9 protein-coding genes are annotated in these 13,235 nt (G+C 71.8%); 7 read left to right on the top strand and 2 right to left on the bottom strand.

Annotated features, from left to right (window positions below; genetic code table 11):
* The first annotated feature begins 79 nt into the window (after nt 1-79).
* From ACFWZH_RS33505 to ACFWZH_RS33490, 4 genes are all read left to right on the top strand, one after another.
* Entirely contained in the window at nt 80-2,635 is a 2,556-nt protein-coding gene (locus ACFWZH_RS33505; protein WP_384440028.1) for a DUF4118 domain-containing protein, read from the top strand.
* A 153-nt stretch (nt 2,636-2,788) separates the two neighbouring features.
* On the top strand, nt 2,789-3,472 hold the full coding sequence (locus ACFWZH_RS33500) for a response regulator (protein ID WP_384440025.1): 684 nt from the start codon (nt 2,789-2,791) through the stop codon (nt 3,470-3,472).
* Between the two features lie 197 nt (nt 3,473-3,669).
* Nucleotides 3,670-4,068 carry an OB-fold nucleic acid binding domain-containing protein gene (locus tag ACFWZH_RS33495; protein ID WP_351274426.1) on the top strand — a complete coding sequence of 133 codons (399 nt, stop codon included), beginning with the start codon at nt 3,670-3,672 and terminating at the stop codon, nt 4,066-4,068.
* A 3-nt stretch (nt 4,069-4,071) separates the two neighbouring features.
* Nucleotides 4,072-4,944 (top strand): DUF3159 domain-containing protein, encoded by an 873-nt coding sequence (locus tag ACFWZH_RS33490; protein WP_384440021.1) that lies wholly within the window; start codon nt 4,072-4,074, stop codon nt 4,942-4,944.
* A gap of 143 nt (nt 4,945-5,087) precedes the next feature.
* Here ACFWZH_RS33490 and ACFWZH_RS33485 read toward each other — a convergent pair whose 3' ends face one another.
* Both ACFWZH_RS33485 and ACFWZH_RS33480 read right to left on the bottom strand, forming a co-directional pair.
* Entirely contained in the window at nt 5,088-5,759 is a 672-nt protein-coding gene (locus tag ACFWZH_RS33485; RefSeq protein WP_238575713.1) for a TrkA family potassium uptake protein, read from the bottom strand.
* Nucleotides 5,756-6,424: a potassium channel family protein gene (locus tag ACFWZH_RS33480; protein ID WP_384440018.1), complete on the bottom strand. Its 669-nt coding sequence runs from the start codon at nt 6,422-6,424 to the stop codon at nt 5,756-5,758. Before ACFWZH_RS33480 ends, ACFWZH_RS33485 begins: the two co-directional genes overlap by 4 nt.
* Before the next feature lie 328 nt (nt 6,425-6,752).
* Between ACFWZH_RS33480 and ACFWZH_RS33475 the strand changes: the two genes are divergently transcribed.
* The 3 genes from ACFWZH_RS33475 (at nt 6,753) to ACFWZH_RS33465 (ending at nt 12,464) form a co-directional block, all read left to right on the top strand.
* Nucleotides 6,753-8,750 carry an NAD-binding protein gene (locus ACFWZH_RS33475; RefSeq protein ID WP_384440116.1) on the top strand — a complete coding sequence of 666 codons (1,998 nt, stop codon included), beginning with the start codon at nt 6,753-6,755 and terminating at the stop codon, nt 8,748-8,750.
* A 188-nt stretch (nt 8,751-8,938) separates the two neighbouring features.
* Nucleotides 8,939-10,990, top strand: coding sequence for an APC family permease (locus tag ACFWZH_RS33470; RefSeq protein ID WP_384440015.1), 2,052 nt, complete (start codon nt 8,939-8,941; stop codon nt 10,988-10,990).
* Between the two features lie 145 nt (nt 10,991-11,135).
* Nucleotides 11,136-12,464 (top strand): class I SAM-dependent RNA methyltransferase, encoded by a 1,329-nt coding sequence (locus ACFWZH_RS33465; RefSeq protein ID WP_384440011.1) that lies wholly within the window; start codon nt 11,136-11,138, stop codon nt 12,462-12,464.
* Nucleotides 12,465-13,235 lie beyond the last annotated feature (771 nt).

Raw genomic sequence — 13,235 nt, 5'->3', positions numbered from 1 at the left:
TTTTGTTCCCTTGGGGGGTCGGTAGGGTCGCAGCAGGTACAGCCCGGTGGGGGCAGCCTTCACGTAAGACAATGAGGCCATGGCACGCGGCAAGCTACGGATATATCTCGGTGCGGCACCGGGCGTCGGCAAGACGTACGCGATGCTCTCCGAGGCGCACCGGCGCGTGGAGCGGGGCACGGACGTCGTCGTGGGGTTCGTCGAGCACCACGGCAGGCCCCGTACCGAGGTCATGCTGCACGGCCTCGAGCAGATCCAGCGCCGGGAGCTGGACTACCGCGACGCGGTTTTCACCGAGATGGACGTGGACGCGGTACTGGAACGCAAGCCGGCCGTGGCGCTGGTCGACGAGCTGGCGCACAGCAACGTCCCCGGTTCGCGCAACGAGAAGCGCTGGCAGGACATCGAGGAGCTGCTGGACGCCGGGATCACGGTGATCTCGACGGTGAACATCCAGCATCTGGAGTCGCTCGGGGACGTCGTCGAGTCGATAACGGGTGTGCGGCAGCGTGAGACCGTGCCGGACGAGGTCGTGCGGCGGGCCGATCAGATCGAGCTTGTCGACATGTCGCCACAGGCGATCCGCCGGCGCATGGCGCACGGCAACATCTACAAGTCCGACAAGGTCGATGCCGCCCTCTCCAACTACTTCCGGCCGGGCAACCTCACGGCGCTGCGCGAGCTGGCGCTGTTGTGGGTCGCCGACCGGGTGGACGAGTACCTGCAGGAGTACCGGGCGGAGCACTCCATCAGCTCCACCTGGCAGGCGCGTGAGCGCATCGTCGTCGGGCTGACCGGCGGTCCGGAGGGGCGTACGCTCATCCGCCGCGCGGCCCGGATGGCGGCCAAGGGGTCGGGCAGCGAGGTACTCGCCGTCTACATCGCCCGCAGCGACGGGCTGACCTCGGCCTCGCCCAAGGAGCTCGCCGTCCAGCGCACCCTGGTGGAGGACCTGGGCGGGACGTTCCACCACGTCATCGGCGACGACATACCGAGCGCGCTGCTGGAGTTCGCCCGCGGGGTGAACGCCACCCAGATCGTGCTGGGGTCGAGCCGGCGCAAGGCCTGGCAGTACGTCTTCGGGCCCGGGGTGGGCGCGACGGTCGCCCGTGACTCCGGGCCCGACCTCGACGTGCACATCGTCACCCATGACGAGGTCGCCAAGGGCCGGGGGCTGCCGGTGGCGCGCGGTGCGCGGCTGGGCCGGGCCCGGATCATCGCCGGCTGGCTCGTCGGCGTGGTCGGTCCCGTGCTGCTGTCGCTGCTGCTGACCAGCATCGAGAACGGTCCCGGGCTGGCCAACGACGTGCTGCTGTTCCTGTTCCTGACGGTCATGGCGGCGCTGCTCGGCGGGCAGCTGCCGGCGCTGGCGTCGGCCGCCGTCGGCTCGCTGCTGCTGAACTTCTACTTCACGCCGCCCACCCACACCCTCACGGTGAGCGACCCCAAGAACATCGTCGCCATCGTGGTCTTCTTCGCGGTGGCGGTGTCCGTCGCCTCGGTGGTGGACCTCGCCGCGCGCCGTACACATCAGGCCGCCAGGCTGCGCGCCGAGTCGGAGATTCTGTCGTTCCTGGCGGGCAGCGTGCTGCGCGGCGAGACGACCCTGGACGCCCTGCTGGAGCGGGTGCGGGAGACCTTCGGCATGGAGACGGTGGCGCTGCTGGAGCGCACCAGCGACGTCGACCCGTGGACCTGCGCGGGCCGGGCCGGCGACGCCGACAACGGCAGGCCGCTGCTGCGCCCCGAGGACGCGGACGTCGACATGCCGGTGGGCGACCACATGGCGCTGGCGCTGACCGGCCGGGTGCTGCCCGCCGAGGACCGCCGGGTGCTGGCGGCGTTCGCCGCCCAGGCCGCCGTCGTACTCGACCGGCAGCGGCTGGTGGGCGAGGCGGCGCGCGCCCGGGAGCTGGCCGAGGGCAACCGCATCAGGACGGCGCTGCTGGCCGCGGTCAGCCACGACCTGCGGACCCCGCTCGCGAGCATCAAGGCCTCCGTGACCTCCCTGCGCTCCGACGACGTGGCGTGGTCCCCGGAGGACGAGGCGGAGCTGCTGGCCGGTATCGAGGCCGGCGCGGACCGGCTGGACCACCTGGTGGGCAACCTCCTGGACATGTCCCGGTTGCAGACCGGCACGGTCACGCCGCTGATCCGCGAGATCGATCTCGACGAGGTGGTGCCGATGGCGCTGGGCGGCGTGCCGGAGGGGAGCGTCACCCTCGACATCCCCGAGGAGCTGCCGATCGTGGCGGTCGATCCGGGGCTGCTGGAACGTTCGGTCGCCAACCTCGTCGAGAACGCCGTGAAGTACAGCCCGGACGGCGAGGCGGTGCTGGTCGCGGCCAGCGCGCTGGGCGACCGGGTGGAGCTGCGGATCGTCGACCGCGGTCCGGGTGTCCCCGACAGTGCCAAGGGCCGGATCTTCGAGCCGTTCCAGCGTTACGGGGACGCCCCGCGCGGGGCGGGCGTGGGCCTGGGCCTCGCCGTGGCGCGCGGCTTCGTGGAGGCGATGGGCGGCACGCTCGCCGCCGAGGACACCCCCGGAGGCGGGATGACGATGGTCCTCACCCTCCGGGCCGCGCCCGGCCGGCCACCGGTCAGGCCCGACCTTCCTGCCCAGGCCACGACGTGAGCGAGCGGAGCGGGCCAACCATCGAAAGGCGCGCCCGGCGGATGCCGGCCGGGCGAAGCGAGGTCTCGGCGTGAGCCGGGCCGTAGGGACCACATTCAGCACACACCCCGCGGGTCCGGCCCGCGGAACGACGACACCACGAGGAGAACGCCAGTGAACCGGGTGCTTGTGGTCGATGACGAGCCGCAGATCGTCCGCGCCCTCGTGATCAACCTGAAGGCGCGCAAGTACGAGGTCGACGCCGCCCCCGACGGGGCGACCGCCCTGAAGCTCGCCGCCGCCCGCCACCCCGATGTCATCGTGCTCGACCTCGGGCTGCCCGACATGGACGGCGTCGAGGTGATCAAGGGGCTGCGGGGCTGGACGCGGGTGCCGATCCTGGTGCTCTCGGCGCGGCAGACCTCCGACGAGAAGGTGGAGGCGCTGGACGCGGGCGCGGACGACTACGTCACCAAGCCGTTCGGCATGGACGAACTGCTGGCCCGGCTGCGGGCGGCGGTGCGCCGGGCCGAGCCGACCGGGCCGGCCGAGGACGAGGTGATCGTGGAGACCGAGGGGTTCACCGTCGACCTCGCCGCCAAGAAGGTCAACCGCGGCGGCCGGGACATCCGGCTGACCCCCACCGAGTGGCATCTGCTGGAGGTCCTGGTCCGCAACGCCGGCCGGCTGGTCAGCCAGAAGCAGCTGCTCCAGGAGGTCTGGGGCCCGTCGTATGGCACCGAGACCAACTATCTGCGGGTCTACATGGCCCAGCTCCGCCGCAAGCTGGAGGGCGACCCTTCGCACCCGAAGCACTTCATCACGGAGCCGGGGATGGGCTACCGGTTCGAGCAGTAGGGCCCGCGCGGGTCCGAGCGGTACGCCGCGGTCGGTGTTCGGACAGTTCGGCCTGTGCGGTGGGGGACGGGGCCCGGCCGGTTGCGTACGGAGTACGAAGTTCCCCGCCCCGTGCGGGGTGGCGGGCCGGTGACGTGCGTAGGGAGTCCCTGTGCGGGCCGTGATTCCGGGGCCCGGCCACCGGTACGCTGGGTTTCATGAGTGCAGGTACCCGACCCGAGAAGCCGGCCGGTCGCTTCCGCCGGCTGCTCGACAGGCTGTCCTCCTCCGAGGAGGAGCTGCAGTCCGCCGAGCTGCAGCAGGATGCGCAGGACGCGGGGTGCACCCGTATCTGCGACTGCGACGACCGGCAGATAGTCAAGGTCACCGGCACCCTGCGGCATGTCACGCTGCGGCCGCGCGCCGGTGTGCCCGCGCTCGAGGCGGAGCTGTTCGACGGCTCCGCCGCCCTCGACGTGGTGTGGCTGGGCCGCCGCTCCATCGTCGGGATAGAGCCGGGCCGCAAGCTCATCGCCTCGGGCCGGGTCTCGCTGAGCCACGGACGCCGGGTGCTCTTCAACCCGAAGTACGAACTCCGACCGCTGGGACAGGAGTAGCCGGTGACGTCTTACGACCGACCGACCACTGACGCGGATGCCGACAGCCCCCACGACGCCTCCGCACCACCCCCGACCCAGACCGGCGCCGACGGGGCGGCCGACGGCAGACAGGTGACCGAGGCGGCGCTGTTCGAGGCGTTCGGCGGGGTACGCGGCATGGTGGAGACCGTTCTCCCCGGCCTGCTGTTCGTCGCGATCTTCACGGTCAACAAGGACCTGCACATCTCGGCGATCGCCGCGCTGGCCGTCTCGCTGGTGCTGGCGGCCGTCCGCCTGATCCGCAGGGACACCGTCAAGCACGCCTTCAGCGGTGTCTTCGGGGTGGCCTTCGGCGTGGTCTTCGCGATGATGACCGGCAACGCGAAGGACTTCTATCTGCCGGGCATGCTGTACACCCTCGGGCTGGCCCTGGCGTACATCATCACCACGCTCGCCGGAGCCCCGCTGATCGGGCTGATCCTGGGCCCGGTGTTCAAGGAGAACCTCTCCTGGCGCACCCGCAACCCGGAGCGGAAGAAGGCGTACGCCAAGGCCAGCTGGGCCTGGGGCCTGATCCTGCTCGCCAAGTGCGCGATCCTCTTCCCCCTGTACTGGTGGGCGGACACCGCTCAGCTCGGCTGGGTGCTGATCGCCCTGAAGATCCCGCCGTTCCTGCTCGCGGTCTATCTGACCTGGGTCTTCCTGGCGAAGGCGCCGCCGCCGATCGATGTCTTCGCCGAGATGGAGGCGAAGGAGAAGGCCGAGGAGGAGGCCAAGGAGCGGCGCCGCGCCGAGCGCGAGACCCTGGACGGGGCCGCCGACGACCTGTACAAGGACGCGGTGGCCGAAGCGGCCACCGAGCACCGGCCGGGGGCGCCGCGGCACCGCCGCTGACGCACGGCCGCCAGGGCGTACAGCCGTCAGGCTCTCCAGCCACCGGGGCGGCAACAGGAGCAACGCCAGGGGCCCGGGAACCGCACATGGTTCCCGGGCCCCTGGCGTCGTTCGGCGTCGCTACGGGCGCGTCGACGGCGGTGCTACGCCTCTTCGCGCCGCACCGACAGCAGGTCCTCCAGCTGCTCCTCACGCGACTGGGCCGCGACGAACAGCAGCTCGTCGCCCGCCTCCAGCGCGTCCTCCTTGTTCGGCGTGAGCACCCGCGTGCCGCGGATGATCGTGACCAGGGAGGTGTCCTCGGGCCAGTCCACATCGCCGACGCGGGTACCGGCCAGCGCGGCCTCGGGGGGCAGCGTCAGCTCGACGAGGTTGGCGTCGCCGTGGCTGAAGCGCAGCAGCCGTACGAGGTCGCCGACGCTCACCGCCTCCTCGACCAGGGCCGACATCAGGCGCGGCGTGGAGACCGCGACATCGACGCCCCAGGCCTCGTTGAACAGCCACTCGTTCTTCGGGTTGTTCACCCGGGCGACCACCCGGGGCACGCCGTACTCGGTCTTGGCGAGCAGCGAGACGACGAGGTTGACCTTGTCGTCGCCGGTCGCGGCGATCACGACGTTGCAGCGCTGCAGGGCCGCCTCGTCGAGCGAGGTGATCTCGCAGGCGTCGGCCAGCAGCCACTCCGCCAGCGGCACCCGCTCGACCGAGATGGCGGTCGGCGCCTTGTCGATCAGCAGGATCTCGTGACCGTTCTCCAGGAGCTCACCGGCGATGGAACGGCCCACCGCGCCGGCGCCTGCGATAGCGACCCTCATGCGTGCGCCCCCTCGGGACCGGTGGCGAATGCCGCCTCGACCTTCTCGACCTCGTCGCTGCGCATCATCACATGCACCAGGTCGCCCTCCTGCAGCACCGTCTGCGAGGTCGGCAGCATCGCCTCGCCCAGCCGGGTGAGGAAGGCCACGCGGACGCCGGTCTCCTCCTGCAGGGTGCTGATCTTGTGCCCGACCCAGGAGGCGGCGGTGTGCACCTCGGCGAGCTGGACGCCGCCGCTGGGGTCGCGCCACAGCGGCTCGGCGCCCGACGGCAGCAGCCGGCGCAGCATCTGGTCGGCCGTCCAGCGGACGGTGGCGACGGTGGGGATGCCCAGGCGCTGGTAGACCTCGGCGCGGCGGGGGTCGTAGATACGGGCCGCGACGTTCTCGACGCCGAACATCTCGCGGGCCACCCGGGCGGCGATGATGTTGGAGTTGTCGCCGCTGGAGACGGCCGCGAAGGCGCCCGCCTCCTCGATGCCCGCCTCACGCAGGGTGTCCTGGTCGAAGCCGACGCCGGTGACCCGGCGGCCGCCGAAGGCCGAGCCCAGGCGCCGGAACGCGGTCGGGTCCTGGTCGATCACCGCGATGGTGTGACCCTGGCTCTCCAGGGTCTGCGCGAGCGCGGAGCCGACGCGCCCGCACCCCATGATGACGATGTGCATGCTGATTACCCCGTGCCCTGTACTAGCGCGTTGTCCTGCACAAACACCCTGCTCACTACTTTCTTCTCCCAGTACCGGCGACACGAAGCCACGGCTCGCGTTACGGACCGGGTACGGCAACGGGAGCGCCGGGCGCACCACGGTCCGGTACAACCGTAGCCGTAATGCCGCTCCTCGTAGGGGGCGCGGTGGGCCGCGGACGGAAGCGGGCCGGCCGGTCCCGCGGCGGTGTGCCGCGCCGGGCTGCGCCGTGCCGCGCCCGTAAGGCACGCTACGAGGTGTGTCCAACCTGCCTCTGCCACCCCAACAGGCCCCCGCCACCCCGCACATGGTCGTCTGCGGCGACGATGCGCTCGCGCACCGGCTCGCCGCCGAGCTCCGGGACGTCTACGGCGAACGGGTGACGCTCGTCGTCCCCTCCGCCCGCGAGACGCACCGGCCGCGGATCCCGCCGCCGGCCCGCGCGCTCGACCGGGCGACCGCGCTGCTCGGCCGGATGTCGGCGGCGATGTCGCGGACGGCGCTGCTGCCGCCGGAGGAGCCCGGGGACGGCGAGCCGGCGACGGAGGAGGGCACGTTACGGGTGCTGGAGTCGGCGCAGCCGGACGATGCGGCGCTGACCGCGGCGCGCATCGTCGAGGCGGAGGCGCTGGCGCTGGTCTACGACGACGACGAGCTCAACATCCACGCCGCGCTGCGCGCCCGCCGGCTCAATCCCCGGCTGCGGCTGGTCATCCGGCTCTACAACCGCAAACTCGGTCAGCACCTGGCGGAGTTGCTCGACCAGGCCGCGGCGGTTGCCGCCCAGGCCACCGGGGACACGGCGGGCGGCGCGGACACGGGGGTCGACGCCTCCACGACCGTGCTGTCGGACGCCGACACCGTGGCGCCGGCGCTGGTGGCCACCGCGGTCGCCGGGACCAGCAAGGTCATCGAGGCGGACGGGCTGTTGCTGCGGGCCGTGGAGCGTGCGCCGGCGCCTCCCGGCCGGCCCGGCGATCCCGGGTTGTGCACCCTGGCGCTGCTCTCCGCGTCCGCCGGCGACCCCGCGTCCGTCGCCGAGGGCACCGCGGGCGTGCCGGGTGCGGCGGCCGGCGACGAGGGGCCCGTCCTGCTGCCGGACGAGGCCGTCGCGGGGGCCGCGTCCGGCTGCGGCACCGTGGTCCTGGAGACCGTCTCCTATACGGGGCGGCCGGTGCGCCGCCACTGGCTGCGCGGCCGGGGTGCGCCGGTCGCCTCGCTCTTCTCCCGGCGGCTGCGCTGGTCGCTGGCGGGCATCGTCGGCGCGGTGGTGGCGCTGGCCGTCGCCTCGTGGCTGACCGTGGGCGAGAACCCGGTGCACGCCGCCTATCTCACGCTGCTGGACCTCTTCGCGATCAACGATCCGGCGGTCGACGCGCCGCTGCCCCGCAAGATCCTTCAGCTGCTGTCCGGGCTGACCGGTCTGCTGCTGCTTCCGGTGCTGGTCGCTGCGGCGTTCGAGGGGCTGGGCACCTTCCGCAGCGCCTCGGCGCTGCGGCGGCCGCCGCGCGGGCTGTCGGGGCACGTGGTGCTGCTGGGCCTGGGCAAGGTCGGCACCCGGGTCCTGGCCCGGCTGCACGAGATGGGCATCCCCGTGGTGTGCATCGAGGGGGACCCGGAGGCGCGGGGCATCGCGCTGGCCCGGCGGCTGCGGGTGCCGACCGTCCTGGGGGACGTCACCCAGGAGGGCGTCCTGGAGGCCGCGATGATCGACCGGGCGGCCTCGCTGCTCGCGCTGACCAGCGAGGACACCACGAATCTGGAGGCCGCTCTCTACGCCCGCTCGGTCACACCGCAGCTGCGGGTGACGCTGCGGCTGTTCGACGACCGGTTCGCCACCGCCGTCTACCGCACCCTGCGCGCCGCGCACCCCGGGGCGCGGACACGCAGCCGCAGCACCTCCTTCCTGGCCGCGCCCGCCTTCGCCGGCGCGATGATGGGGCGACAGATCCTGGGGGCCATCCCGGTCGAGCGCCGGGTGCTGCTGGTCGCCCGGGTCGAGGTACGCGGCCATGCCGCGCTGGAGGGCCGTACGGTCGCCGAGGTGCTGCGCCCGGGGCGGCTGCGGCTGCTGGCGGTCGACACCTCCGCGCCGGACGACCCCGAGCCGGACGCCCCGGCCACCGCCCCACCCGCGGACGGCGGGGGCGGGGAGCGGGGGCCGGCGCACCTGGTGCACGAGCTGGGTGACGGCTATGTGCTGCGGCCCCAGGACCGGGTGCTGCTGGTCGCCACCCGGCAGGGTCTGGGCGATCTGCACTCCCGGCGCTCGCGGGCGGCCGGGGCCGGGACGCGCCCGGGCTGACGACGTGACGAACGCCACGGGGGCCGCCCCGCGGCGGGGGCGGCGTGCACACGACGTGCGGATCTTGTGGAGGCGGCGGTCCGGGGCGGGCCCATGAGCAGGGCGGGTGTGAACCGCCCCACGCCGCGCCGCTCGCCCGTGCGGGTGGCGGGTGGGCATGGGCCTTGACGAAGCCTTAGCATCCTCGGGTGTCCAAACTGACCGACGTGCCCAAACGGATCTTGATCGGGCGCGCACTGCGCAGCGACAAGCTGGGGGAGACCCTGCTTCCCAAGCGCATCGCACTCCCCGTCTTCGCCTCCGACCCGCTCTCCTCCGTGGCCTACGCGCCGGGCGAGGTGCTGCTCGTCCTGTCCGTCGCGGGTGTCTCTGCGTACACCTTCAGCCCCTGGATCGCGGTCGCGGTCGTGGTGCTGATGTTCACCGTCGTCGCGTCGTACCGGCAGAACGTGCACGCCTACCCGAGCGGCGGTGGTGACTACGAGGTCGCCACCACCAACCTCGGCCCCAAGGCCGGTCTCACCGTCGCCAGCGCCCTGCTGGTCGACTATGTGCTGACCGTCGCGGTCTCGATCTCCTCCGGGATCGAGAACCTGGGCTCCGCGGTCCCGTTCGTCGTCGAGCACAAGACGCTCTGCGCGGTCGCCGTGATCGTCCTGCTGACGCTGATGAACCTGCGTGGCGTCAAGGAGTCCGGCAAGCTCTTCGCGATCCCGACGTACGTCTTCGTCGCCGGCGTCTTCATCATGATCGCCTGGGGCGTGATCCGCGCCGTGGTCATGGGCGACACCATGAAGGCCCCCACCGCCGACTACACCATCCACGCGGAGCAGGGCGGCCTGGCCGGCTTCGCGCTGATCTTCCTTCTCCTGCGGGCCTTCTCCTCCGGCTGCGCCGCGCTGACCGGCGTCGAGGCGATCTCCAACGGCGTGCCCGCCTTCCGCAAGCCGAAGTCGAAGAACGCCGCGACCACCCTCGCCCTCATGGGCGGCCTGGCCGTCACGATGTTCTGCGGCATCATCGGCCTGGCCATGGCCACCAACGTGCGGATGGCGGAGAACCCCGCCAAGGACCTGCTCGACCACGGCACGCCGCTCGGCTCCGGCTACACCCAGAACCCGGTCATCTCGCAGGTCGCCGAGGCGGTCTTCGGCAAGGGCAGCTTCCTGTTCGTGGTCCTCGCCGCCGCCACCGCCCTGGTCCTCTTCCTCGCCGCCAACACCGCCTACAACGGCTTCCCGCTGCTCGGCTCGATCCTCGCCCAGGACCGCTATCTGCCGCGCCAGCTGCACACCCGCGGCGACCGCCTGGCGTTCTCCAACGGCATCGTGCTGCTGGCCGGTGCCGCCGCGATACTCGTCTACCTCTACGGCGCCGACTCCACCAAGCTCATCCAGCTCTACATCGTGGGCGTCTTCGTCTCCTTCACGCTCAGCCAGACCGGCATGGTCCGCCACTGGAACCGCCACCTGCTGACCGAGAAGGACCCGGCCAAGCGCCGCCGGATGCACCGCTCGCGCGCCATCAACGCCTTCGGTGCCTTCTTCACCGGCCTGGTCCTGGTCGTCGTCCTGCTGACCAAGTTCACCCACGGCGCCTGGGTGGCCCTCCTCGGCATGGTCATCTTCTTCGTGACGATGTCCGCGATCCGCCGCCACTACGACCGGGTCGCCGACGAGATCGCCGCCGAGGACACCCCCGACGACGACGTCGTACGGCCCTCCCGGGTCCACTCCATCGTCCTGGTCTCCAAGGTCCACAAGCCCACCCTGCGCGCCCTGAACTACGCCAAGCTGATGCGCACCGACACGCTCGAAGCGGTCAGCGTGGACGTGGACCAGGCCGACACCCGGGCCCTGCGCGAGGAGTGGGAGCGCCGCGGCATCGAGGTGCCGCTGAAGGTCCTGGCCTCCCCGTACCGCGAGATCACCCGGCCGATCATCGACTACGTCAAGTCGCTGCGCCGGGAGAGCCCCCGCGACGCCGTCTCCGTCTACATCCCCGAGTACGTCGTCGGTCATTGGTATGAGCACCTGCTGCACAACCAGTCCGCGCTGCGCCTCAAGGGGCGGCTGCTGTTCACCCCCGGCGTCATGGTCACCTCCGTGCCCTGGCAGCTGGACTCCTCCGAGGCCGCCAAGCTGCGGGCCCGCAAGCGCGCCGAGTGGAACGCTCCGGGTGCGGTGCGCCGCGGGCCGGTCGCCCAGCCGAAGAAGGAGAAGGCGGCCACGAAGAAGTAGCGGACGACGAGGGCTCGCGGGGGCCGGCGCAGGCCGCCACGGGTCCGGGCCATCACACGGCGGGACGTAGAATGGACGGCTGGCGTCCCGCCGTCCCGTCCCGCCGTACCGCCCGGCACCACCCCACCTCAGGAGCCCTCCCGCCATGCAGGCAGAACCCAAGAAGTCGCTGGTCGGCGAGGAGTACGAGGTCGAGGTCGGCCCGGTCGCGCACGGCGGGCACTGCATCGCCCGCACCGACGAGGGCCAGGTGCTCTTCGTACGCCACGCCCTGCCCGGTGAGCGCGTCACCGCCCGCGTCACCGACGGCGAAGAGGGCGCCCGCTTCCTGCGCGCGGACGCCGTGCAGATCCTGACCGCGTCCAAGGACCGGGTCGAGGCCCCCTGCCCGTTCTCCGGCCCCGGCCGCTGCGGCGGCTGCGACTGGCAGCACGCCGCGCCCGGCGCCCAGCGCCGCCTGAAGTCCGCGGTCATCGCCGAACAGCTCCAGCGCCTGGCCGGGCTCTCACCCGAGGACGCCGGCTGGGACGGCACCGTCGAGCCCGCCCCCGGCGACAAGGTCGCCAAGGGCGAGGTACCGGCCTGGCGCACCCGCGTCCAGTACGCGATCGACGCCGACGGCCACGTCGGCCTGCGCAAGCACCGCTCCCACGACGTCGAGCCGATCACCCACTGCATGATCGCCGCGCCCGGCGTCTCGGAGCTCGGCGTCGAGCAGCGCGACTGGCCGCAGATCGCCACCGTCGAGGCGATCGCCGCCACCGGCTCCCACGACCGTCAGGTCATCCTCACCCCGCGCCCCGGCGGCCGCCTCCCGATCGTCGAACTCGACAAGCCGGTCTCGGTCATGAGGGTGGGGGAGAAGGACGGCGGCGTGCACCGCGTCCACGGCCGCCCCTTCGTCCGCGAACGCGCCGCCGGCCGCACCTGGCGGGTCGGCAACGGCGGCTTCTGGCAGGTCCACCCGAAGGCCGCCGACCTCCTCGTCGAGGCCGTCATGCAGGGCCTGATGCCCAAGAAGGGCGACATGGCCCTCGACCTGTACTGCGGCGTCGGCCTGTTCGCCGGTGCCCTCGCCGAACGCGTCGGCGACAAGGGCGCGGTCCTCGGCATCGAATCCGGCAAGCGCGCCGTCGAGGACGCCCGCCACAACCTCGCCGACCTCGACCGTGTCCGCATCGAACACGGCAAGGTCGAGTCCATCCTCCCCCGCACCGGCATCACCGACGTCGACCTCGTCGTCCTCGACCCACCCCGCGCCGGCGCCGGCAAGCAGACCGTCCACCACCTCGCCTCCCTCACCCCCCGCCGCATCGCCTACGTCGCCTGCGACCCGGCGGCCCTGGCCCGCGACCTGAAGTACTTCGCGGAGGCGGGGTACACCCCGCGACGGATGCGGGCGTTCGATCTGTTTCCGGTTACGCATCATGTGGAGTGCGTGGTGATCCTGGAGCGGGCAGAGAAGCAGCGCTGAGCCGGCAGGCTCCTCTGGATTGCCCTGGCGCGGCCGTGTGTGCCCGACCTGCTTCTCAGGAGTGCGCCCTGCCTCGCCACCGTGAGGGGCGGTCGGGAACATCGTCACGCTCGTTCGACGCCGACTCTGGCGGAGCGTCATGACGCTCACCCGCCGGCTGACGAGCCCACGCCGAAGCTCCTTGCCGGTGCCCCGCGGTCTCGAGGCGGCCACCACTGCGAGTGTGCCGCCCGGGGCCAGACCATCGGCATACGCCTGCCCCTTGGGAGCCCCGGTGAGCAGGTGGTCCGGCAAGCTAGCGGGCCCGGAAGAGCTCGAAGCGCCGCGAACCTACCCCCAAGTCGTGCCGCACCCACAGCATCGTGTAAGTTCTTCGAGTTGCCCGGAGTCGACAGGCCCCGGACAACCATCCCGCCGCTTCGCGGCACACCACTACTGCACGACTCCTCACCGGGAACAATTTCGGCATGCCGAAATTCGGACCGTGGCGCGATTATGCGTCGACGAGGAATTCCGCTAACGTAGTGATCACGCCGAAAGGCGCGAACAAACCCCCTCCGACGGGGAATCGGAAACGAATTCGGACCGGCAACGGAACGAAACGGATCTGATAGAGTCGGAAAAGCCGAAAAGCGAAAGCCGAACGGCCGACCCCGCTCCAACAGGGGGCCAGAGGCGGAAACGGATCTGGTAAGGTTGGAAACGCGAAGAAGCCGAAAGGCCGAAACGCACCGGCGAAAATCGGAGCCGCAAGGATCTGATAGAGTCGGA

Source organism: Streptomyces sp. NPDC059008 (genome assembly GCF_042749045.1).
GTDB lineage: Bacteria > Actinomycetota > Actinomycetes > Streptomycetales > Streptomycetaceae > Streptomyces.
Note: the sequence above shows the minus strand (reverse complement) of the source record. Positions and strands in the feature narration are given on the sequence as shown.